Genomic DNA, 22,250 nt, shown 5'->3' on the forward strand with positions numbered 1-22,250 from the left:
AGAAATAGCTGTGCCGGGGATGGATCAGTGTCAATGGGCCAGGCTGCTGTGGCTGCACTGAAATATAAATGAACAATGCACTTCAAATTCAAGTAAATAAAGGATATTCACTCAGTGGTTTCTTCAGGAGCTATAACCGGCAAATTTAAGCGCCGTTTCTTTAGGGCCTTTTTTCTTTCGTTTATATGTTTCAAAAGGTCCTCTGCATGTGCCGTGGCCTGATTATATTCTTCGATGAGGCTTTTCAGTTCATCTTCTACTTCTTCGCCCATTCTAGCTCTTTCTTCCAGGATCTGGAGCTCCTGGAACTGGTGGCCAGGTACTTTTACCCTGATAACCCCCTGGCTTATGAATATCTGGAATTCGATGTCTCGGGAAATTCCATAATATTTCCTGGGCCTCCCCCGTTCTATCTTCTGTAAAGATGAATTTAAAAGTCCCACTTCTTCCATGGCCCGTAAGTGTTCGATTATAGCCTTCTGTCCCACTTCTAACTCACGGGATATTTGACTTACAAAACGAGGTTCATCTCTTAAAAAGTTAAGAATGTCTCTGCGGGTTTTACATCCCATGACATCAAGTATTTCCTCTAAATCCATATTCCACATCACTTTTTTTTGTTAGATTGATTTTTATTTTCAGGTTGTTAAATGATTATCATCTGTTGGTATTAATTTTATTTCGAAAACTTTATATAACTTTTAGTAATTATAATACTTTAAGTTTATATAACTTTTGGTAACTTTAATCATGAATCTAACGAATATTTATATAACCTCTGGTTATTAAAGAGAAAGGTTACCATGGATTCATCCAAAAAAAGGTGAATAAATGACTGATACACCAGATTTAAAAAAAGTAAAAAAGGAAATAGAGGATTTAAAATCCCAAATCAAGGAAAAAGATGAAATAATAGATGAGATGAATCAACAGCTAGAAGAAAATGACAAAACCATGGAAGAACAGAAAGAAAAGATGGACGATTACTATTCTCAACTACAACGCATGCAGGCGGATTTCGATAATTACAAAAAAAGATCCGAAAAGGACCTAAGCGAATACATAAGATACGCCAACGAAAATCTGATTTTAAAAATATTAGATACCTACGAAGATTTAGGTAGGGCTCTAAAATCCGAAAACAAAGAAACTCTAGAGGAAGGAGTGGAATTAATTTATAAAAAGTTAAAAGACACCCTGGAAGGAGAAGGACTTCAGGAGATCTGTGCAGAAGGCGAGAAATTCGACCCCTTCAAACACGAAGCCCTCATGGTGGAAGACCACCAGGACTTCCGTGATGGAACGGTTATAGAAGAACTTGGAAAGGGCTACACCCTGGATTCCAAGGTAATAAAGTATTCAAAAGTTAAAGTTTGCAAAAAAAGGTGATAAATATGGCAAAAAAAGAAAAAATAATAGGTATAGATTTAGGAACAAGTAACTCTGCAGCAGCAGCACTAATCGGTGGAAAACCCACCATAATACCCAGCGCAGAAGGAGCCACCCAATACGGAAAATCATTCCCAAGCTACGTGGCCTTCACTGGCGATGGGCAGAAATTAGTAGGGGAACCAGCCCGAAGACAGGCAGTGACCAACCCAGAAAACACCATAACCGCCATTAAAAGGCATATGGGAACTAATTATAAAGTAGATGTAAAGGGTAAACAATACACTCCCCAGGAGATATCCGCCTTCATCCTGCAAAAAATAAAAAAAGATGCCGAGGCATTTTTAGGAGAAGAAGTAAAAAAAGCAGTTATAACCGTACCCGCCTACTTCGATGACAACCAGAGAACAGCCACCAAAGATGCAGGTACTATCGCTGGTTTAGAAGTTGTACGATTGGTAAATGAACCAACCGCAGCCAGTCTAGCATATGGTATAGATAAAGAATCCGATGAAGAATTAGAAATACTAGTATTCGATTTCGGTGGTGGAACCCTGGATGTAACCATTATGGAATTTGGTGGAGGAGTGTTTGAAGTTAAATCCACCAGTGGAGATACCAAATTAGGTGGAACCGATATGGACGCGGTGGTTATGAACTACCTGGCACATCAGTTCAAAATGGAAACTGGCGTAGACTTGATGAACGATGACCAGGCTGTACAGAGACTAAGAGAAGCAGCTGAAAAAGCAAAAATAGAACTCTCCACCACTCTCACAACCGATATTAACTTACCATTTATAACCGCTACACAAGATGGACCAAAACATCTCACTCAAACCCTAACCAGGGCCAAACTCGAGGAATTAGTGGATACAATCATCAAAAAATGTTCAGGACCAATGGAACAAGCTATTTCTGACGCTAAAATGACCAAAGCAGATGTTAGCAAAATTATACTGGTAGGAGGACCAACCAGGATGCCTGTTGTCCAAAAATTCGTGGAAGATTATATTGGAAAAACCGTAGAAAGAGGAATTGACCCTATGGAATGTGTGGCTGTAGGAGCAGCTATTCAGGGAGGAGTACTTGCCGGAGAAATCAAAGATCTGGTTTTACTCGATGTAACCCCGCTTTCTTTAGGTATAGAAACCTTAGGAGGAGTATTTACTAAACTAATAGACAGAAACACCACCATACCCACCAAAAAAAGTCAAATATTCACTACAGCAGCAGATAACCAAACTTCTGTGGATATCCACGTACTACAGGGTGAGAGATCCATGGCCAGCGGTAACACCACGTTGGGAAGATTCCAATTAGTAGGAATACCTCCCGCTCCCAGAGGAATGCCTCAAATTGAGGTTACATTTGATATAGATGCTAATGGTATTGTTAAAGTATCAGCTTTAGATAAAGGAACTGGAAAAGAAGCTAATATCACAATAACAGCTTCAACTAACTTAAGTGATGAGGATGTAGATAAGGCTGTAAAAGAAGCAGAAAAATTTGCTGAAGAAGATAAGAAGAGAAAAGAAAAAGTTGAAACTACAAACACTGCAGATCAAACAATCTATCAAATAGAAAAAACATTAGGTGAAGTTGGCGATAAAGCTACAGAAGAAGAAAAAGCTGGAGTTCAAGCTAAGATTGAAGAGCTTAAGAAGATTAAAGATAGTGACGATGTAGAAGCTATTAAAGCTGCAATTGAAGCAGTAAACCAAGCATTCTATCCAATAGCTACAAAGATGTATCAACAAGCTGGTGGTGCTGACGGTGCTGGATTTGATCCAAATGCAGCTGCTGGTGGAGCTCAAAGTGCACCGCATGATGATAATGTTGTAGATGCAGATTTTAAGGTAGATGAAGACAAATAAGATAAGTAGGTGATTAAATACTAATTATCTAAATAATAGGATAGGGAAGGCAAACTCGTCTTCCCTTTTCTAAGGTATTAAAATATACCTAAAGTAAAAAATAAAACCAGGTGGTGAATATAAACAAATGGCAAGTAAAGACTATTATGAATTACTTGGACTTCAAAAAAGCGCAAGTGATGATGAGATAAAAAGAGCCTTTAGAAAGTTAGCAGTAAAATATCATCCAGATAAAAATCAAGGAAATGCTGAAGCCGAAGAAAAGTTTAAAGAAATAAATGAAGCTTATCAAATTCTTTCAGATCCTGACAAGAGAGCTAAGTATGATCAATTTGGATCAGCAGCCTTTGATGGTAGTGGTGGCTATGGTGGTGGCTTTGATGGATTTGATATGGGTGGTTTTGGTGATATTTTCGAGTCATTCTTTGGTGGTGGCGGTGGAAATGCTAGAAGAAAGAATGGCCCAGTAAAAGGAAATGATATTGAATATACTATAACATTAACTTTTGAAGAAGCTGTTTTTGGTGTTGAGAAAGAAATATCAGTTAATAGAAGTGAAAATTGTGACCAATGTCATGGAAGTGGTGCTGAACCAGGAACTAATGCAAAGACTTGTCCAACTTGTGGTGGTGCAGGTCAAGTAAGAGTACAAAGACAAACTCCTCTTGGAAGCTTTGTTTCAACATCAACATGTGATACATGTAGGGGCACTGGTAAAATAATAGAAAAACCATGCTCACATTGTAGAGGAAAAGGTAATGTTAGAAAGACAAGAAGTATAAAAGTTAATATACCAGCAGGTGTTGATACAGGTAATGTAATGCCATTAAGAGGACAAGGCGAACACGGGTTAAGAGGTGGAAGTCCTGGAGACTTATATGTAAGAATTAATGTGACACCATCAAAAGTATTCACAAGAAAAGGAAATGATGTGTATATAGATGCTCATGTTTCTATGGCTAAAGCTGCATTAGGTACAGAAATAACTGTAGCTACAGTAGATGGAAATGTTAAATATAATGTTCCAGCAGGAACTCAATCAGGAACAATGTTTAGATTAAAAGGCAAGGGTATAACAAGAGTTAATTCAAGTGGCAAAGGAGATCAATACGTAAAAGTTGTAGTTGATATTCCTAAGACATTGAATAAGGAACAAAAGGAAGCATTATATGATTTAATGAGAGCATCAGGTGAAGAATTTGATGAAACTAATGCTCCTAAGAAAAAACTATTTGGTAAGAGTAAATAAAAAAATGTATATGAAAGAAACTATTTAGAATGATAGTATTATTATCATTCTAAGTTGTTTCTTTCTTTATATATGAAATTATAAAATTCTTAATAGCTAGAATTTAGACATAATGAATAAATGATAATGGACAATGAAGGAACAAGCTTAAAGAGAAAATTCGGGAAACCAAATATAAAATTTGAACCTTCACTTTTCGATTCTCATTTTTGGAATTTCACTTTTCTCTAATTAGATTTTAAATAATTATGGGAAAATAAAAAATGCTAAGGTATTTCTTATGTATATAAAAAAATATCGAGTAACCCTATATCAATAGTATTAATTTAAAGAAAAAGGATATAAAAAAGATGTATTATCAAGAGTTTATATATCTGGATGTGGAAATTCATGTGCAGTTCATGAGGTGGTAGCAATAGGATTAACAGGAAAATGTAAAAAAGTAAATGATAATGTGGAAGATGTATTTGAAATTCATATAATAGATTTTAATGATTACGTGGAAGCTCATGAAGAGGAATTAATAGAATTAGTAGATAAATATAAGAAATAATTCTTAATAATAATTAAAAAACTATAGGGGGCTTAAAAATGGGGATAAAAACTAGAAAAGTAGTAATAATAGGAGCAGGACATGTTGGATCACACTGTGGGTTTGCATTAGCAACTCAAGGGGTATGTGATGAAATTGTAATGGTAGATATAGATGAAGCAAAAGCTAACTCACAAGTAGTTGATTTAAGTGATGCTGTAGCATATTTACCTCACTATTATTGGATTTAATGAAAGAAAATCTAGATATATATGGGAAATTAGATTTACCCGACATAGTTAAAAGAACAGCTTATGCTGGTTGGGTAGTGTTAAATGGAAAGGGATCTACTGAATTTGGAATAGGAACTGCATTGACAGAAGTGGTTAAAACAATATTCCATGATGAAAAGAGAATTTTACCATGCTCTGTTTTATTAGAAGGAGAATATGGACAAGAAGATGTTTTTGCAAGTGTACCTGCTATTTTAGGTAAAGATGGTGTAGAAGGAATTATTGAAATAAACTTAAGTGAAAAGGAACAAGAAGAGTTTAATAATACTTGTAGAATCTTAAAAGATTATATAGAAAAAGTGAAAACACTTTAGGCACATTCAAGTCGTATCTTTGACTTGTTATTTTATTGCACGTGCCTTAAATTCATAAATTTTATACAGGTGTTGTAAAATAATTAAAGTATTTTGCAATATCTATAAATTTTTAAGATAAAAATTGCATTATAAATTTTTATAGGTATAATTATTATGAATGCTAAAAGATGGAGTGAATTAACATGAGAATGAGAAAAAAACCATGGGCGAGGCCCGAGCTTGAAGGTTGCAACTTTTTTGTTATAAGTCCTAAGGAATATAAAGGAAAATGGAAAGAATCTTTTGGAAATGATAAACCTATATATTTAGAACTTGGATGTGGAAAAGGAACGTTTATAGCAGTGCATGGCTCTGAAAATTCTAATATTAATTATATTGCAATTGATATAAAAGATGAAGTTTTAGGATTAGCTAAGAGAAATATCGAAGAAGCATATAATGAAAAAAATAAATGTGTAGATAATATAAAACTAATGGCTCAAGAAATAGGACTTATTAATGAAATGCTAAGTGAAGAAGACTTAATAAGCAGGATATACATAAATTTTTGTAATCCTTGGCCTAAGGAAAAACATAAAAAGAGAAGATTAACTCATATAAGGCAGTTAGAGCAATATAAGACATTCTTAAAAAATGAAGGTGAAATTTATTTTAAAACAGATGATGATGAATTATTTGAGGAATCACTTGAATATTTTAAAGATGCTGGGTTTAAAATTACATATATAACTTATGATCTTCATAATAGTGATTTTGAAGGCAATGTGGAAACTGAACATGAAAGAATGTTTACAGACAAAGGAATAAAAACAAAGTTTTTAATTGCTGTAAAAGGTTAAGATAATTATAAAAACTAGGTTGAATAAAATGCACCTGTTAAGTATAATCACAAGAATTTAAGAATTTAAGAATTTAAGAATTTATTGTAATAATCAGGGTTTATGAGGAAAATAGAAAAAATTTTATTATAAGAATTATTGTATTTGAATAGAGAAAGGATGATAAACATGGATGGAATATGGATTGAAGTTAGTGTAATAACAAAAAGTGAGGCGCTAGAGCCTATATCAGGAATATTTTATGGATTAAATTGCCCTAATATTGCAATTGAAGATCCTGAAGATTTACTTTCAAGAGAACAAGGACCATTAACTTGGGATTTTGCAGATATAAATATTTTAGAACATAAGGGAAATGCAGCTGTAATTAAAGCTTATTTTGCTCAAGATGATAAGGTTGAAGAAATTGTTGAATATGTGAAAGAAAAGCTTTCAGAAATTAAAGAACTTGGATTTGATATTGGTGAAGGTAAAGTAGAAGTTAAAAAAATGCATGAAGAAGACTGGGCAAACAATTGGAAGCAATATTATAAACCAGTTAAAATAACAGATAAAATTGTTATTAAACCTATTTGGGAAGAATATGAAAAGACTGATGAAGAATTAATCATTGAATTAGATCCAGGGATGGCATTTGGAACTGGAACTCATGAAACTACTAGAATGTGTATTAAAGCTTTAGATAAGTATGTAAAGCCTAATACAACAGTGTTTGATGTTGGATGTGGATCAGGAATACTTTCAATAGCTGCTGCAAAACTTGGTGCTAAACATGTAGTAGGAGTTGATTTGGACCCTGTTGCTGTTGACTCGTCTAATGAAAATATAAGTTTTAATGATTTAGATAATATCGAAATATTGGAAGGAAACCTTTTAGATGTAGTAGATGGAAAAGCGGATATCGTAGTTGCTAATATAATAGCAGAAATTATTTGTATATTAACAGCTGATGTTAAGAAGGCTTTAAATGATGGTGGGTTATTCATTACATCAGGAATAATTCATGATAGAGTAGATATGGTTAAAGAAAAATTTGAAGAATGTGGTTTTGAAGTTATTGAAATAAATAAAGATGGAGAATGGAACTGCATAGTTGCTAAAGCTATCGGTTAGGAGTTTGTATGCATAAGTTTTTTACAGAGCCTAATAATATTAATGAAACAGAAGGAAAGATACTTGGAGATGATGTAAAACATATTTATAAGGTTTTAAGGTTATCTGAAGGTGAAGAAGTCGTATTAAATAATTGTGAAGGCAATGAATATTTAGGAAAAATAAAGTCTATAGCTAAAAGCGAAGTTATAGTTAGCATAATTAAGAAATTAGATATAAATAATGAAAGTAAAGTTAAAGTACATCTTTTTCAAGGATTACCTAAGGGTCAAAAGATGGACTTAATAGTTCAAAAGGGAACAGAACTTGGAATATTTGAATTTATTCCTACAATTACAGCTAGAGTTGATGTAAAGCTTAAAGGAGAATTTAAAAAGCTTGATAGATTAAACAGAATTGCCTTAGAAGCATCAAAACAATCAAAAAGAAGTATTGTTCCACAGGTTAAAGAAGTTATCGATTTTAATGAGGCGTTAAAAGAATTAAAAGAAATGGATTTAGTTATAATCCCTTATGAAAATGCAGAAGATTTTGGTATTAAAAGTCTTGTGAATCATTTTAAGAAGGAAAACATGGATTTAGATAATATAAAAGATGTTGGAATTTTGATAGGACCTGAAGGTGGATTTGAAGAAGAAGAAATTAATGTTTTAAAAGAACAAGGGTCTTATATTGTAACTCTTGGAAATAGAATATTACGTACAGAAACAGCTGGATTTACAGCAACTGCTTTAATTCAGTATGAACTAGGAGATTTAGGAGGAATGCTACTGTAATGGGAGAAAACCAAATAAAAATAGTTAGGGCCAATAACGAGAATAGTACACTTAAAAAATTATCTAAGAAAGAACCTAAGAATAACTCAGATGGAAAAAATCTTGTAGCATTTGCAACTTTAGGATGTAGGGTAAATCATTATGAAACAGAAGCAATGGCAGAAAAGTTTATAAGAGAAGGATATGAAGTCACGGATTTTGAAAACTTTGCTGATGTTTACGTTATAAATACATGTTCAGTAACGAACATGAGTGATAAAAAATCAAGACAAATAATAAGCAGGGCAAGAAGAACAAATGAAAATGCAATAATTGCAGCAGTTGGTTGTTATTCTCAAGTCTCACCAGAAGAAGTGTCTAAAATAGAAGGCGTAGATGTTGTGCTTGGAACTAGAAATAAAGGTGATGTTGTTTATTATGTAAATAAAGCTAAGGATGAACAAAAACCACAATTAATGGTTGGAGAAGTTCTAAAAAATAAACAATTTGAAGAATTAAATATAGAAGAATATCAAAATAAAACTAGAGCATTTTTAAAGATACAAGATGGTTGCAATAGATTTTGTGCATATTGTTTAATACCATATACAAGGGGAACAACTTGCTCTAAAGATCCTCAAAAGGTATTAGAGGAAATAAAGAAATTATGTGAACATGGATTTAAGGAAATAATATTATCTGGAATTCATACAGCATCTTATGGTGTCGATTTAGAAGGAAATATAACATTAATAACATTATTAGAAGAGATAGAAAAGATGAATGGAATAGAAAGAGTAAGAATAGGTTCTATTGAACCAAGTTTCTTTACAGATGAAGTAATCGAAAAGATGAAGAATATGAAAAAATTATGTCCACAATTCCATTTATCACTTCAAAGTGGGTGTGATTCTACTTTGAAAAGAATGAATAGAAGATATACTACTAAAGAATATGAAAATGCAGTTAATAAAATAAGAAAAAATCTAAAGGATGCTTCAATAACAACAGATGTAATTGTTGGATTTCCAGGGGAAAATGATGAGGAATTTAATGAAACATACGAATATTTAAAGAGAATCAAATTAACTAAAACTCATATATTTAAATTCAGTCCAAGAAAAGGTACGAAGGCAGCAGATATGATTAATCAATTAGATGGTACTGTTAAAGATAAAAGAAGTAAGGTTTTAATTGAATTAAATTCAAAAAATGAAGGTGACTTTAGTGAATCTTTAGTTGGAAGGGAATTAGACGTTTTAGTTGAACAAGAGGTTCCTAAAAAGCCAGGAGTATTTGAAGGCTATACTAGAAATTATGTAAAAGTAGAAATAGTTAATGGTAATAAGAACATGATAGGTAGTATAATTCATTGTAATATAGAAGATGCATATGGGGATTATGTTGTTGGAAAAATACTGTAAGTTCCGGTATAATTGAAAAGAGGAGGTGAAATTTATGGGAGATTGTTTATTTTGTAAAATCGCAAAGGGAGAAATTCCAAGTAAAAAAGTATATGAAGATGAGAAGGTATATGCTTTTTATGATATAAATCCAGAAGCGCCTATTCATTTTTTAGTAATACCTAAAGAACATATTGAAAGTGCTAATGATTTAGATGATAATAATATTGATATTGTTTCACATATATTTAAGGTTATTAATAAGTTAGTAGTAGAACTTAAAATAGCTGATACTGGATATAGAATTGTCAATAATTGTGGCGAAGATGGAGGTCAGACTGTAAAACATATTCATTTTCATGTAATTGGAGGAAGAAGCTTGCAATGGCCACCAGGCTAAAATTAATGTTGTAATTAAGTGGAAAATATTTGGAGATTTTATCTTAATTTCTTGACATTGTTTATTTAAATATTGTATAATATAGCATGTGTTATTAAGCCCATAGCTGAGTTAATTTAAGCTAGCGGAGGGAGGGATATTAATGTCAGAAATTAAAGTTGGAGAAAATGAAACACTTGAAAGTGCGTTAAGAAGATTTAAGAAGAAATGTGCAAGAGCTGGGGTTCTTTCTGAAGTTAGGAAGAGAGAACATTATGAAAAGCCAAGCGTTAAGAAAAAGAAAAAATCAGAAGCTGCTAGAAAAAGAAAGTTTAAATAGTGATATTTTCTTTTGAAAGAAGGTACAAATATGCCAACAATTAAAGATAGATTACAAGATGATTGGAAAGCTGCTTTAAAGGCGAAGGATAAGTTCACAGCTAGTGTAATTAGTACAGCTAAAGCTGCAATATTATTAGTTGAAAAAACTGATAATAGAAAGCTTGAAGAGGATGAAGTAATTAGTATATTAGCTAAAGAAGTCAAGCAAGGAAGAGAATCTATGCTTGAATTCGAAAAAGGTAATAGACAAGATTTGATAGAACAGTGTAAGGCTGAAATAGAAATTTTGTTGAAATATCTTCCTCAGCAGTTAAGTGAAGAAGAAATAAAACAAATAGTAAAAGAATCAGCTGAAGAATTGGGTGCAAATAGCATTAAGGATATGGGAAAAGTTATGTCAGATGTTAGACCTAAAGTAGTAGGAAAAGCCGATGGCAAACTTGTAAGTCAGATTGTTAAAGAATATTTAAATAATAAATAATAAATAATAAATAATAAAAGAACTCAAGATTTTTCTTGAGTTCTTTAATTTATGCCTATAAATTAAAGAAGAGTATAGCCATTTTGATTGGAAAATACGCCTAAAGTATAAATATTTTATGAATTAAATTTCTAGTCCTATCATAAATTACAATGAAGAAGTTTATGTAGGAGGAGAATATGGAAGATAAATTTCAGAAAGGGAGAGAAAAAATACTTAATAAATTAGATTTCCCAAGGGATATTTCATTAGATTTACCAAAGATAATAGTTGTAGGAAATAGGGAAATAACAATTGAAAACCATAAAGGCATTATATTTTTTGAAACTAATGTGGTTAAAATAAATTCTAGAATTGGCTCTATCATAATAAAAGGGGAAGAATTTGAAATACTTTTTATTGCGGAAACAAGCATTACCATAAGTGGAATTTTCAATGGTATTTCATATGAGAGGTAAAAATGATATTTAGCAAACTAAAGCTAGGACAAATAACCATAGAAGTTAGTGCTTTAATGCCAGAAAAAATATTAAATGTGCTTTGGAATAATGAAATTTATACTTGCAATATTGTTAAGATTGATTTAACTACAATTAGGTTTATCATATATTTTAAAGACTATAAAGAAGCAGAGATGTTAATTAAAAAGTACAAAGGAAAAGTAAGAATAGTTAATACAAGTGGTATAATAGTTTTACTTATGAAAATGAAAAGAAAAGTTTCCTTGGTTATTGGAACTTTGATTTTTTTTATAGTTATATATATACTATCTAATTATATGTGGGCTATAGATATACAAACACAAAAGAATTTAAGTCCTTTTGAAATTAGACAGCAACTTTCATCAATTGGAATTAAACCAGGACTTAATAAATCACAAATTGATGTATATGAAATAGAAAAAAAGATGGAGAATTTAAATAATCAAATAATGTGGATTAGAGTTAGAGTAGAAGGATCAACTTTAAAGATAGTTATAAAAGAAAAGGTAAATCCGCCCTCTACAGAAAAAATATTATTTAATCAAGTTGTTGCTAAAATGGATGGAGAAGTAAAAAGAGTATATACAAATTCAGGTAATCCAGCAGTAGTTCCTGGGGATATAGTAAGAGCTGGTGATGATTTAATATTGCCTATCCAAGGAAGAGAAGGTTTTGAACAAGAAGTAAAACCAAACGGTACAGTTATAGCAAATACTTTTTATGAAAAATTCATGGAAGTTCAAATAAGTGGGGAAAAACTTGAAAGAACAGGAAAAAAGGATGGGGATATTTATTTGAATTTTTTTGAGAAAAAAATTTACTTAAAAAAAGCTATAAAAGCATTTGATTCTTATGATAGAATAGAAGAAAAGAAAGGATTCTTTAATAAAACAACATATTTTGAAAAAAAAGGTAAAAATATAAATTTAGATAAAGATAATACAGTTAAGGAAGCTACAGAAAAATTACAAGAATCGTTAAGAAAGACACTTAGTAATGATGCTAAAATCATAGATAGAAAAATTACAGTAGATGATATTAAAGATGGAAAGATATTAGTTAAAGTTGTATTTACTGTAGAACAAGATATTGCACGGAATATATCATAAGGCATAGCTAGGAATTAATCCGTAAAAAATGAAGGATGAAATTCCAAAGGAATTTCTATAAAATATATAAAATTCAAGGAATTACGACGTAATTTCATCATTCACAATTCATTAATTGACAATTGTCAATTAAAGCGAAGTACTTTATTATAAGATGAAAAGGTGAATAACATGAATGTAAAACAAAATAATAAAAACAAAACTCGAAGAATTATAGTATTTACATTTGTATTTATTATAGGTTATTTATTGCTTATTACTGCAATAACTCCTAAGCAATACAGTTTAAAAGAAGGAGATATACCTAGCGTAGATATAAAGGCACCAAGAGATACGGTGGATGAAAAAGCTACTAAAGAAAAGGAAGACCAAGCACTTGAAAAAGTTGGAAAACAATATACGTTAAGAACAGAAGTTAAAAAAGAAGCTGAAGAGAACACTAAAGCTTTATTTGAAAAGCTTATAATCTTAAATGCTACTCAAAATTCTACAGTTGATGTAAAAGAAAATGAAAAAATAACTGAACTAAAGAAGTTAACAATATTTCAGCTGGCAGAAGAACAATGTAAGGTATTGATAAGTATTCCAAAAGATAATTTAGCAGATTTAGAAATAAAAATAATTAATATAATTGATAAAGTATATGAAAAAAATATAAATGAAAATGATGAGGCTGCCCTTCAAGGGGCAAGAGGAGCTGTTATATTAGAAATAGATGCTTTAAAATTAGAAAATGAAGTATCTAGCGTATTAAAATCAGTCGTTCAGACTCAAATAAAAGCAAATGTTTTCTTTGATGAAGAAAAAACAAATGAAGCAATACAAGAAGCTCAAAAAGGTATATCTAAAGTAATAATAAAACAAAATCAGATTATAGTAAAAGAAGGGGAACCTGTAACTCAAGAGCAAATTGATATTTTATCAGACTTAGGAATGCTAAATGATGAAAATGCAACAGTGTATGTATATGTATATTTAGCACTTGCAGTATTTTTATCTATAGTGTTATTTCTTCAATATAATTATATCCGATTAAATTATAAAGAAATATTTAAAAGCACTAAAAAATTAATTTTAATAAGTGTGATAAATTTGATTTCACTAATATTAGCTAGAACAATAGGAATTATATCACCGCTTTTAATTCCATTTGCTTGTGCGCCTATGATGCTTGCATTACTATTTAATTATAAAATATCACTTGCACTTAGTACATTAAATATAATAATTATAAGTGCATTAACTGGATTTGATGTTCAAGTTATGCTACTAGGCATAGTAAGTTCAGTACTTGGAGCTACATTGCTTAAAAAGATGCAACAAAGAAATGAATTATTATATTCAACAGTATATATTGCGGTTATTGGTGCAATACTCACATTGTCCACAGGAATATTAATATCAAGTAATCTTGGTGATGTGTTAACAAAAGGAGGTATTACAGTTGTAGGAGGACTTCTATCAGGGATATTTGCTTTGGGAATACTGCCATTCTTGGAAAGCACATTTAATGAGGTTACAACTTTAAAGTTATTAGAATTATCAAATCCTAATAATCCACTTCTAAAGAGATTATTAATGGAAGCATCAGGGACATATCATCATAGTATGCTTGTCGCAAACCTTGCAGAAATGGCAGCAGAAGAAGTTGGTGCTAATTCAGTAATTACTAGAATAGGATGTTATTATCATGATATTGGAAAAATAGAAAGACCATACTTTTTTGGAGAAAATCAAATGGGGGGAGAAAATCCTCATAATAATATAACTCCTAATTTAAGCACAATGATAATAAAATCTCATGTTAAGGATGGCCTTGAATTAGCAAAAAAACATAACTTGCCAAAAGTTATTCAAGATATTATAGCAGAGCATCATGGAAAGACATTAGTTAAATATTTTTATTATACAATGAAAAATAATACCGAAGATCCAAATGAAATAAACGTAGAGGATTATATGTATGAAGGGCCTATACCAAGTTCAAAGGAAGCTGGCATAGTAATGCTTTCTGATAGTGTTGAAGCTGCTGTAAGATCAATTAAAGAGCCCAATAAAGATAAAATCAATGAAATGGTTAATAGTATAATTGATGATAAATTATCAAGTGGTCAGTTGAATAATTGTAATTTGACATTAAAGGACATAGAAAAAATTAGAATATGTTTCTTGACTACATTAAATGGTATATATCATCATAGAATAGAATATCCTAAAGAGAAAATTAAGGATTTAAATGATGAAAATAAAAATAAGAATAAAGAAATTGAAACTAAGGAGTAATTAAAATAATGATTTATGTAGATAATAGACAAAACAAGTTAGAAGTAAATGATAATATAGTAGAAAAACTAACAAAAGTAATAGAATTTGCATTAAAAGAAGAAGAAGTTGATTTAAAGTGTGAAATTTCATTGGTATTTGTAGATAATGAGGAAATTAGGCAGATTAATAATGATACTAGAGAAATAAATAAAGAAACAGATGTATTATCTTTTCCTATGTTAGAATACGAAAATAAAAAAGTATTTAAGGAAATATATAAAAATCACAAATTTTCGCAAATTGATTTTGATGGTGAAGATCTTGTACTTGGGGATATAGTCATTTCTTTAGAAAAAGCATTGGAACAAAGTAAAGAATTTAATCACTCCTATGAAAGGGAAGCTTCATATTTAGTGGTGCATTCTGTATTGCACCTTTTAGGGTATGATCATATGGAAGATGAAGAAAAAAGTGTTATGAGAAGTAGAGAAGAAGAGATATTAAACAAACTTAGTATAACGAGATAGTTAATTCAGCTAACAGTAAAAAAATACACACTGCTGAAAAAAGTGCGAAGCACAACCTAAAATATATAAAAAACAAATCACAAGGAGAGTTTAACTATAACTGTTAACTGAAAAGTGGGTGAAGGCAAATGAAGATTAAAAAAACGCTAGAAAGTTTTAATAATGCAATAACGGGAATCGTAGATACTGTAAGAACAGAAAGAAATATGAAAATACATTTAATTTTAGCTTTAGGTGTGTTAATTGTAAGTTTTTTCTTTGATATAACAAAATATGAATTTCTCGTTTTAGCAGTTACAATAACTTTGGTAATAACATCTGAATTAATAAATACAGCCATAGAAGCAACTATAGATATGACAACTAATTATTATCATCCATTGGCTAAAATAGCTAAAAATGCAGCAGCAGGTGCAGTATTGATTACAGCTATAAATGCATTATTAGTTGGATATATTATATTCTGGGATAAATTATCTAACTTTTCATTTGATTTAATTAAAAAAGTTAAAAATTCAGAACCATATACAATATTTATTGTATTAGTAATAGTTTGTATAGCAACAATAATAGCAAAAGCAATATTTGGAGAAGGTACTCCTTTAAAAGGAGGAATGCCAAGTGGTCATAGTGCACTGGGTTTTTCTATTGCAACTGCAATATCATTGATAACAGAAGAACCAATTTGCATACTTCTAAGTTTTTCATTAGCATTTATAACTGCACAAAGTAGAGTTGATTCAGATGTTCATAGTATTCTTGAAGTAATAGTTGGAGCAATTTTTGGAATAATATTAACTTTATTCATTTTCACATTGTTTAGACTTTAATAAACTTAGTCGACTGACATATGTTAACTAAGTTTGAATAACCAAATACAAGATGCACACAAGGGGAAAGTTCGAGTACCCAAATATAAAATTTAGACTCTTACTTTTGGATTCTCACTTATATACTTAAGATTTGCACGTTGTCAATTAACTTATAAATAGAGTATACTATTTGTAAAGTAGCATAATGTTATTTAAGCTTTCTATACAGAAGCTTATTTTCGAGGAGGAAAAAATGTTTAAATCAGGATTTGTTACAATAGTTGGAAGACCCAATGTAGGAAAATCAACTTTATTAAATTACATAATGGGAGAAAAGTTATCAATAGTTTCAAATAAACCACAAACAACAAGAAATAATATTCAAACAATATTAACAGGCGATGATTATCAAATGGTATTTGTTGATACACCAGGTATACATAAGCCAAAACATAAATTGGGAGAGTATATGGTAAATTCAGCAAAAGAGTCAACTAAGGATGTTGATTTAGTACTGTTTTTAACAAATCCAGATGAGGAGATAGGAAAAGGGGATAAATTTATACTAGAAACTTTAAAAGATAAAAAGTGTCCAGTATTTTTAGTTCTAAATAAAGTTGATGAAAGTACACAAGATAGAGTGGCAAAAAGCTTAGAAATGTACTCAAAAGAATTTAGTTTTGCAGAAATAATACCTATCTCTGCGATTAAAGGAAAAAATGTTGATGTATTAGTAGAACTTATGAAGAAAGTGATGCCAGAAGGACCTAAGTACTATCCGGATGATATGATAACAGATGTTCAAGAAAAGTTCGTTGTATCTGAAATAATTAGAGAAAAAGCCTTAAGAACACTAAGAGACGAAGTACCTCATGGTATAGCAGTAGATATAATTCAAATGAAGCAAAATGATATAGGTACATATCATATAGAAGTAGATTTAATATGTGAAAAGGATTCACATAAAGGTATAATAATAGGTAAGAATGGGCAAACACTTAAAAGAATTGGGGAAACTTCTAGATATGAATTAGAAAAGTTTTTAAGAGCTAAGGTTAATGTGAAAATATGGGTTAAAGTTAGAAAAGAGTGGAGAGATAATCAACTTTTATTAAAGGAATTAGGATATAAAAAGAACAAGTAGGGGATGATTAATCTGTCAACTTTTGAAACTAAAGCTGTGATTATAAAAACAAAAGATTTCAAAGAAAATGACAAATTAGTTTGGTTTTATACTGAAAAACTAGGTAAAGTTACAGCTGTAGTTAGAGGTGCAAAAAAAAGTAAAAGCAAATTTTTAGCATTGACATTGCCATTATGTTATGGCGAATATATGGTATATAAAGGTAAAAACTTATACACGCTCCAAGAAGGGAAAATAATTAAATCATTTCAAGGGCTTTTAAATGATTTATATAAACTTACATATTCATCATATTTATGCGAACTTATAGATATTGCATGTGTTGATAATGAAGCTAATATTGAACTTTTTAAAAATTTAGTAACAACATTATATTTATTAAATACAGATGCAATAGATTATGAATTGTTAATAAGAACATTTGAATTGAACTTATTAAGAACTACAGGATATAATTTAACATTGGATAATTGTAGTATCTGTAGAAAAAAAATATCTTCATCAAATTATATAAGCTTATCTTATTATGGAGGTGTATGTGATGATTGCCCAAGAGAGCATGGATTATTTATATCAAAGGGCACGTATAATGCATTGAGATTCTTAATGAACATGAATGTAGATAAATTATATAGATTAAATTTAAATAATGAGATAAAAGCTGAACTAGAAAAAGTAACTAATTTTTTTATATGCAATAATTATGTAAGAAAACCTAAAAGTTTAGATATGTTAAAATTTATTAAGGAGTGATGATTTATGGAAAATGTAACATTAGAAAAGGTTGATATTGTACGTGAAAGAACAGGTGTAAGTTACGAAAAAGCAAAGCAAGCTTTAGAAGTATGTGAAGGAGACGTGTTAGAAGCTTTAATATACATTGAAAAAGCTCAAGATACATTAGATGATAATAATGAATTTTCTAAAAATGATGAAGATAATAAAGCTCCAATTTCCATAGAAGAGTTAAAAGCTTGGTTTAAACAAATAATAGAAAAAGGTAATGTGACAAGAATAAAGATTAAAAAAGATGATAATGAATTAATTGATATTCCTGTTAATGCAGGAATTGCAGCAGGTGTTGCAGCCATTGCAATTCCATCAATACTTGCAGCAGGAGTTATCGCAGCAATAGCAACTCAAATTACAATAGAAATAACTAAAGAAGATGGTTCTGTAGAAATAATAAACAAACAAATTTCTAAGATTGCAAATGATGTTAAAAATAAGGCAAATGATTTTGCAGATAAAGTTAAAAATAAAGTTAATGAAATGAAGAAAGATTCTAATAATAATGGTTCTGATACAGTATATAGTTATACTGTTAACTTTGATGAAGAAAAAGAAAGCTCAGAAAATTAAATGATATTAAGAGTAATATAGAGAAAAACAGACAAAAAAGTGGCATAAAATCATTATACAAGAAATAATTGGAAAATTTATTCGATTTTTTTAAAAATCAAGTCTAGTCAAAAAATAATTACATGATATAATAGAGTAATGAATATTAATGAATATTAATGAATATTGACTAAATATTTCTTGTATTAGTAGAAAGAGGGATAAGATTGAAATTATCACCTAGGCAAGAAGAAATAGTATGCTTAGTTAAAGAAAATGCACCAATAACAAGTGAAGCACTTGCTGAGAGAATTGGAGTAACAAGAGCAGCTCTTAGAGCAGACCTAGCAGTTCTTACAATGATAGGAACTTTAGATGCTAGACCTAAAGTTGGATATGTATATTCTAGAAAGTCCTCTAGTGGACTACTTTATGCGCATATAAGTAAAATCAAAGTGTCTGAAATAATGTCTAAGCCTGTGACAGTAAGGGAAGATACAATGGTATATGATGCAATAGTATACCTATTTCTTAATGATGTAGGGACATTATTTATAGAAAATAATGGAGTACTAACAGGTGCAGTTTCTCGAAAAGATTTTCTTAAAATTTCAATAGGGGGAACAGATATACATAAGGTTCCTGTTGGTGTAATAATGACTAGAATGCCAAATATAATTTGTGCAAATGAAAATGACAATGTCTATGATTTAGCTAAGAAAATTATTGAACATGAAATTGATAGTATCCCAATTGTTGAGATATTAAAAAAGACAGAGGGAAGAGACCAAATAAAAATAATTGGTAAGGTCTCAAAGACTAATATAACAAAATTATTTGTTAAACTTGGGGGAAATGAGAATTAATTGTTAGGGTAACTACGATGCCTTAGAAAGGAATCGATAGTAATATATTGAGAAAATTATAAGAAAAGAGGGAATAGTGAGATGACAAATAAGTATGTATATCTTTTTAGTGAAGGAAATGCTTCAATGAGAAATTTACTTGGAGGGAAAGGTGCTAATTTAGCAGAGATGACCAATATAGGAATTCCTGTACCATTTGGATTTACTGTTACAACTGAAGCTTGTAATAAGTATTATGAAGATGGTAGAAAAGTTTCTGATAATATAATAGGCGAAATTTATAATAACTTAACAAAGCTTGAAGAATCTACTGGTAAAAAATTTGGAGACAATTCAAACCCTTTATTAGTTTCAGTAAGATCTGGTGCAAGAGTTTCTATGCCAGGTATGATGGATACTATTTTAAATTTAGGATTAAATGACGTGGCTGTAGAAGCTATGGCAGAATTAACTAACAATCCTAGATTTGCATATGATTCTTATAGAAGATTTATTCAAATGTTCTCTGATGTTGTTATGAATATAGAAAAAAGATTGTTTGAAAACAAAATCGATGAACTTAAGGAAAAGAAAGGCGTTGAATTTGATACAGATTTAACTGCTCAAGATTTAAAAGAATTAGTTGGAGAATTTAAAGAACTTTATAAAAAAGAAAAGGGTGAAGATTTTCCAAGTGATCCTAAAGTGCAATTGATTGAATCTATAAAAGCTGTATTTAGATCATGGGATAATCCAAGAGCTATAATATATAGAAGAATGAATGATTATCCTGGAGAATGGGGTACGGCAGTAACTGTACAACAAATGGTATTTGGTAATAAGGGAGAAACATCAGGAACAGGAGTTGCCTTTTCAAGAAATCCTGCTAATGGTGAAAAAGCTATATATGGCGAATATCTAATGAATGCACAAGGTGAAGATGTTGTTGCAGGTATTAGAACACCACTTACAATCGAAAAATTAAAAGAACAAAATCCAGCGATATATGCTCAATTTGAGGGAATTGTTAATACCCTTGAAAATCACTATAAAGATATGCAAGATATGGAATTTACTATAGAAGAAGGTAAATTATACTTCTTACAAACTAGAAATGGTAAGAGAACAGCTCAAGCAGCTTTAAAGATAGCTGTTGATTTAGTTGAAGAAGGAATGCTTAGTAAGGAAGAAGCAATTTTAAAAGTTGAACCTAAGCAATTAGATACATTGTTACATCCAGCATTTCATACTGAAGATTTAAAGAAAGCTAATCCGATTTGCAAGGGGCTACCAGCATCTCCAGGAGCTGCATGTGGTAAGATTGCATTTACAGCTGATGAAGCTAAAGATAGAGCTGCACTTGGTGAAGATGTAGTACTTGTAAGACTTGAAACTTCTCCAGAAGATATAGAAGGTATGCTAGCTGCAAAAGGAATTCTTACAGTAAGGGGTGGTATGACTTCTCATGCTGCTGTAGTTGCAAGAGGAATGGGAGCTTGTTGTGTGGCTGGATGTGGAACTATTAAAGTTGATGAGAAAAAGAGAACTGTAGAAGTTAATGGAAAAGTTTATACAGACGAAGATTTCATTTCAATTGATGGTACTAGTGGTAATGTATATGGGAAAAAAATAAAGACAGTTACTCCAGAAATTTCAGGACATTTTGCAACCTTTATGGGCTGGGCAGATGAAATAAGAAAATTAAAGGTTAGAGCTAATGCTGATAGTCCAAAAGATGCAGAGCAAGCAGTTGAATTTGGAGCACAAGGTATAGGTCTTTGTAGAACAGAGCATATGTTCTTTGCAGAAGATAGAATTATGGCTGTAAGACAAATGATTACATCTAAGGATTTAGAGCAAAGAAAAGTAGCGTTAGATAAGATATTACCAATGCAAAAAGAAGATTTTATTGGTATCTATGAAGCGTTAGAAGGAAAACCAGTTACTATAAGATTATTAGATCCACCTTTACATGAATTTTTACCATCAGAAGAGGAGGATATTAAAGAATTAGCAAAAGAAATGGGAATAACTTTTGATGAATTACAATCTACAGTTCAAGAGTTACATGAATTTAATCCTATGATGGGTCATAGAGGATGTCGTCTTGCAGTATCTTATCCAGAAATTGCTGAGATGCAAGCAAGGGCAATCATAGAAGCAGCTATAGACGTTAAAAAGAGTAAAGGCTATGACATTGTTCCGGAAATAATGATTCCATTAGTTGGAGAAATTAAGGAATTAAAATATGTTAAAGATATTATAGTAAATACAGTAAAAGAAGTTATGGAGGAAAAAGGAACAACTTTAGAATATAAAGTTGGTACTATGATAGAAATTCCAAGAGCAGCTTTAACAGCTGATGAAATAGCTAAAGAAGCAGAGTTCTTCTCTTTTGGTACAAATGACTTGACTCAAATGACATTTGGATTCTCTAGAGATGATGCAGCTAAATTCTTATCAGCATACTATGAAAAGAAGATTTATGAACAAGATCCATTTGGTAAGTTAGATCAAACAGGAGTTGGTTCTTTAATTAAGATAGCTGTAGAAAAAGGAAAATCTACACGTCCAGACATTCATCTTGGAATTTGTGGAGAACATGGTGGAGATCCATCATCAATTGAATTCTGCCACAATATGGGACTTGATTATGTATCATGCTCACCATTCAGAGTGCCACTTGCAAGACTTGCAGCAGCACAAGCACAAGTAAAAAATCCAAGATAATTCTAAGGAATTAGATAAATAGTGTA

Annotated in this window: 23 protein-coding genes and 1 pseudogene; 23 read left to right on the forward strand and 1 reads right to left on the reverse strand. The window is 30.7% G+C overall.

The features are described 5' to 3' along the window. Nucleotides 1-107 precede the first annotated feature (107 nt). Complete coding sequence (locus LLF98_RS11395; protein WP_291703661.1) at nt 108-599, reverse strand: ArsR family transcriptional regulator; 492 nt, start codon at nt 597-599, stop codon at nt 108-110. A 232-nt stretch (nt 600-831) separates the two neighbouring features. On the opposite strand from LLF98_RS11395, the gene grpE reads away from it, so the two are divergent. The 23 genes and pseudogenes from grpE (at nt 832) to ppdK (ending at nt 22,224) form a co-directional block, all read left to right on the forward strand. Next, nucleotides 832-1,389, forward strand: coding sequence for a nucleotide exchange factor GrpE (gene grpE / locus LLF98_RS11400; protein WP_291703663.1), 558 nt, complete (start codon nt 832-834; stop codon nt 1,387-1,389). 5 nt (nt 1,390-1,394) lie between these two features. Further along, the gene (dnaK, locus tag LLF98_RS11405; protein ID WP_291703664.1) at nt 1,395-3,266 is read left to right on the forward strand and encodes a molecular chaperone DnaK; all 1,872 of its coding nucleotides are present in this window, start codon (nt 1,395-1,397) and stop codon (nt 3,264-3,266) included. Nucleotides 3,267-3,393: 127 nt separating this feature from the next. Beyond that, entirely contained in the window at nt 3,394-4,515 is a 1,122-nt protein-coding gene (gene dnaJ / locus LLF98_RS11410; protein ID WP_291703665.1) for a molecular chaperone DnaJ, read from the forward strand. A 325-nt stretch (nt 4,516-4,840) separates the two neighbouring features. Next, a pseudogene (locus LLF98_RS11415) lies at nt 4,841-5,068 on the forward strand (nitrite/sulfite reductase); the annotation flags it as partial. Nucleotides 5,069-5,106: 38 nt separating this feature from the next. Continuing rightward, nucleotides 5,107-5,298, forward strand: coding sequence for a hypothetical protein (locus LLF98_RS15440; protein WP_366512102.1), 192 nt, complete (start codon nt 5,107-5,109; stop codon nt 5,296-5,298). Continuing rightward, nucleotides 5,298-5,654 (forward strand): hypothetical protein, encoded by a 357-nt coding sequence (locus tag LLF98_RS11420; protein ID WP_366512103.1) that lies wholly within the window; start codon nt 5,298-5,300, stop codon nt 5,652-5,654. Before LLF98_RS15440 ends, LLF98_RS11420 begins: the two co-directional genes overlap by 1 nt. A gap of 185 nt (nt 5,655-5,839) precedes the next feature. After that, nucleotides 5,840-6,496, forward strand: coding sequence for a tRNA (guanosine(46)-N7)-methyltransferase TrmB (gene trmB, locus LLF98_RS11425; RefSeq protein ID WP_291703666.1), 657 nt, complete (start codon nt 5,840-5,842; stop codon nt 6,494-6,496). Nucleotides 6,497-6,664: 168 nt separating this feature from the next. Beyond that, nucleotides 6,665-7,609 (forward strand): 50S ribosomal protein L11 methyltransferase, encoded by a 945-nt coding sequence (gene prmA, locus LLF98_RS11430; RefSeq protein WP_291703667.1) that lies wholly within the window; start codon nt 6,665-6,667, stop codon nt 7,607-7,609. An 8-nt stretch (nt 7,610-7,617) separates the two neighbouring features. After that, nucleotides 7,618-8,385, forward strand: coding sequence for an RsmE family RNA methyltransferase (locus LLF98_RS11435; protein WP_291703668.1), 768 nt, complete (start codon nt 7,618-7,620; stop codon nt 8,383-8,385). Further along, the gene (gene mtaB / locus LLF98_RS11440) at nt 8,385-9,788 is read left to right on the forward strand and encodes a tRNA (N(6)-L-threonylcarbamoyladenosine(37)-C(2))-methylthiotransferase MtaB (protein ID WP_291703670.1); all 1,404 of its coding nucleotides are present in this window, start codon (nt 8,385-8,387) and stop codon (nt 9,786-9,788) included. The genes LLF98_RS11435 and mtaB overlap by 1 nt, the downstream gene beginning before the upstream one ends. Nucleotides 9,789-9,822: 34 nt before the next feature. Continuing rightward, nucleotides 9,823-10,167: a histidine triad nucleotide-binding protein gene (locus LLF98_RS11445; RefSeq protein ID WP_291703672.1), complete on the forward strand. Its 345-nt coding sequence runs from the start codon at nt 9,823-9,825 to the stop codon at nt 10,165-10,167. A gap of 142 nt (nt 10,168-10,309) precedes the next feature. After that, a complete protein-coding gene (gene rpsU, locus LLF98_RS11450) occupies nt 10,310-10,486 on the forward strand; it encodes a 30S ribosomal protein S21 (RefSeq protein ID WP_003371500.1) in 177 nt (58 codons plus the stop codon). Between the two features lie 30 nt (nt 10,487-10,516). Beyond that, complete coding sequence (locus tag LLF98_RS11455) at nt 10,517-10,969, forward strand: GatB/YqeY domain-containing protein (RefSeq protein WP_291703685.1); 453 nt, start codon at nt 10,517-10,519, stop codon at nt 10,967-10,969. Between the two features lie 179 nt (nt 10,970-11,148). After that, nucleotides 11,149-11,427 (forward strand): sporulation protein YqfC, encoded by a 279-nt coding sequence (yqfC, locus tag LLF98_RS11460; RefSeq protein ID WP_291703687.1) that lies wholly within the window; start codon nt 11,149-11,151, stop codon nt 11,425-11,427. Nucleotides 11,428-11,429: 2 nt separating this feature from the next. Further along, nucleotides 11,430-12,560: a sporulation protein YqfD gene (gene yqfD, locus LLF98_RS11465; RefSeq protein ID WP_291703689.1), complete on the forward strand. Its 1,131-nt coding sequence runs from the start codon at nt 11,430-11,432 to the stop codon at nt 12,558-12,560. A gap of 171 nt (nt 12,561-12,731) precedes the next feature. Beyond that, entirely contained in the window at nt 12,732-14,843 is a 2,112-nt protein-coding gene (locus LLF98_RS11470) for an HDIG domain-containing metalloprotein (protein ID WP_291703691.1), read from the forward strand. An 8-nt stretch (nt 14,844-14,851) separates the two neighbouring features. Then, on the forward strand, nt 14,852-15,352 hold the full coding sequence (gene ybeY / locus LLF98_RS11475) for an rRNA maturation RNase YbeY (protein ID WP_291703693.1): 501 nt from the start codon (nt 14,852-14,854) through the stop codon (nt 15,350-15,352). A 128-nt stretch (nt 15,353-15,480) separates the two neighbouring features. Continuing rightward, on the forward strand, nt 15,481-16,182 hold the full coding sequence (locus LLF98_RS11480; RefSeq protein WP_291703695.1) for a diacylglycerol kinase: 702 nt from the start codon (nt 15,481-15,483) through the stop codon (nt 16,180-16,182). A gap of 235 nt (nt 16,183-16,417) precedes the next feature. Then, nucleotides 16,418-17,308 carry a GTPase Era gene (era, locus tag LLF98_RS11485; protein WP_291703697.1) on the forward strand — a complete coding sequence of 297 codons (891 nt, stop codon included), beginning with the start codon at nt 16,418-16,420 and terminating at the stop codon, nt 17,306-17,308. Nucleotides 17,309-17,311: 3 nt separating this feature from the next. Then, complete coding sequence (recO, locus tag LLF98_RS11490) at nt 17,312-18,061, forward strand: DNA repair protein RecO (protein WP_291703698.1); 750 nt, start codon at nt 17,312-17,314, stop codon at nt 18,059-18,061. Between the two features lie 6 nt (nt 18,062-18,067). Continuing rightward, the gene (locus LLF98_RS11495) at nt 18,068-18,670 is read left to right on the forward strand and encodes a DUF4342 domain-containing protein (RefSeq protein ID WP_291703699.1); all 603 of its coding nucleotides are present in this window, start codon (nt 18,068-18,070) and stop codon (nt 18,668-18,670) included. Nucleotides 18,671-18,876: 206 nt separating this feature from the next. After that, nucleotides 18,877-19,515, forward strand: coding sequence for a helix-turn-helix transcriptional regulator (locus LLF98_RS11500; RefSeq protein WP_291703700.1), 639 nt, complete (start codon nt 18,877-18,879; stop codon nt 19,513-19,515). A gap of 81 nt (nt 19,516-19,596) precedes the next feature. Continuing rightward, nucleotides 19,597-22,224 carry a pyruvate, phosphate dikinase gene (gene ppdK, locus LLF98_RS11505; protein WP_291703702.1) on the forward strand — a complete coding sequence of 876 codons (2,628 nt, stop codon included), beginning with the start codon at nt 19,597-19,599 and terminating at the stop codon, nt 22,222-22,224. The last annotated feature ends 26 nt before the right edge of the window (nt 22,225-22,250 follow it).

This window comes from Clostridium sp., assembly GCF_021372645.1.
GTDB lineage: Bacteria > Bacillota > Clostridia > Clostridiales > Clostridiaceae > Clostridium.

Bases quoted from the DNA above. Each gene is read 5' to 3' on its own strand.
- LLF98_RS11395 (WP_291703661.1), bottom strand. From the start codon at position 599: ATGGATTTAGAGGAAATACTTGATGTCATGGGATGTAAAACCCGCAGA.
- grpE (WP_291703663.1), top strand. From the start codon at position 832: ATGACTGATACACCAGATTTAAAAAAAGTAAAAAAGGAAATAGAGGAT.
- dnaK (WP_291703664.1), top strand. From the start codon at position 1,395: ATGGCAAAAAAAGAAAAAATAATAGGTATAGATTTAGGAACAAGTAAC.
- dnaJ (WP_291703665.1), top strand. From the start codon at position 3,394: ATGGCAAGTAAAGACTATTATGAATTACTTGGACTTCAAAAAAGCGCA.
- LLF98_RS15440 (WP_366512102.1), top strand. From the start codon at position 5,107: ATGGGGATAAAAACTAGAAAAGTAGTAATAATAGGAGCAGGACATGTT.
- LLF98_RS11420 (WP_366512103.1), top strand. From the start codon at position 5,298: ATGAAAGAAAATCTAGATATATATGGGAAATTAGATTTACCCGACATA.
- trmB (WP_291703666.1), top strand. From the start codon at position 5,840: ATGAGAATGAGAAAAAAACCATGGGCGAGGCCCGAGCTTGAAGGTTGC.
- prmA (WP_291703667.1), top strand. From the start codon at position 6,665: ATGGATGGAATATGGATTGAAGTTAGTGTAATAACAAAAAGTGAGGCG.
- LLF98_RS11435 (WP_291703668.1), top strand. From the start codon at position 7,618: ATGCATAAGTTTTTTACAGAGCCTAATAATATTAATGAAACAGAAGGA.
- mtaB (WP_291703670.1), top strand. From the start codon at position 8,385: ATGGGAGAAAACCAAATAAAAATAGTTAGGGCCAATAACGAGAATAGT.
- LLF98_RS11445 (WP_291703672.1), top strand. From the start codon at position 9,823: ATGGGAGATTGTTTATTTTGTAAAATCGCAAAGGGAGAAATTCCAAGT.
- rpsU (WP_003371500.1), top strand. From the start codon at position 10,310: ATGTCAGAAATTAAAGTTGGAGAAAATGAAACACTTGAAAGTGCGTTA.
- LLF98_RS11455 (WP_291703685.1), top strand. From the start codon at position 10,517: ATGCCAACAATTAAAGATAGATTACAAGATGATTGGAAAGCTGCTTTA.
- yqfC (WP_291703687.1), top strand. From the start codon at position 11,149: ATGGAAGATAAATTTCAGAAAGGGAGAGAAAAAATACTTAATAAATTA.
- yqfD (WP_291703689.1), top strand. From the start codon at position 11,430: ATGATATTTAGCAAACTAAAGCTAGGACAAATAACCATAGAAGTTAGT.
- LLF98_RS11470 (WP_291703691.1), top strand. From the start codon at position 12,732: ATGAATGTAAAACAAAATAATAAAAACAAAACTCGAAGAATTATAGTA.
- ybeY (WP_291703693.1), top strand. From the start codon at position 14,852: ATGATTTATGTAGATAATAGACAAAACAAGTTAGAAGTAAATGATAAT.
- LLF98_RS11480 (WP_291703695.1), top strand. From the start codon at position 15,481: ATGAAGATTAAAAAAACGCTAGAAAGTTTTAATAATGCAATAACGGGA.
- era (WP_291703697.1), top strand. From the start codon at position 16,418: ATGTTTAAATCAGGATTTGTTACAATAGTTGGAAGACCCAATGTAGGA.
- recO (WP_291703698.1), top strand. From the start codon at position 17,312: ATGATTAATCTGTCAACTTTTGAAACTAAAGCTGTGATTATAAAAACA.
- LLF98_RS11495 (WP_291703699.1), top strand. From the start codon at position 18,068: ATGGAAAATGTAACATTAGAAAAGGTTGATATTGTACGTGAAAGAACA.
- ppdK (WP_291703702.1), top strand. From the start codon at position 19,597: ATGACAAATAAGTATGTATATCTTTTTAGTGAAGGAAATGCTTCAATG.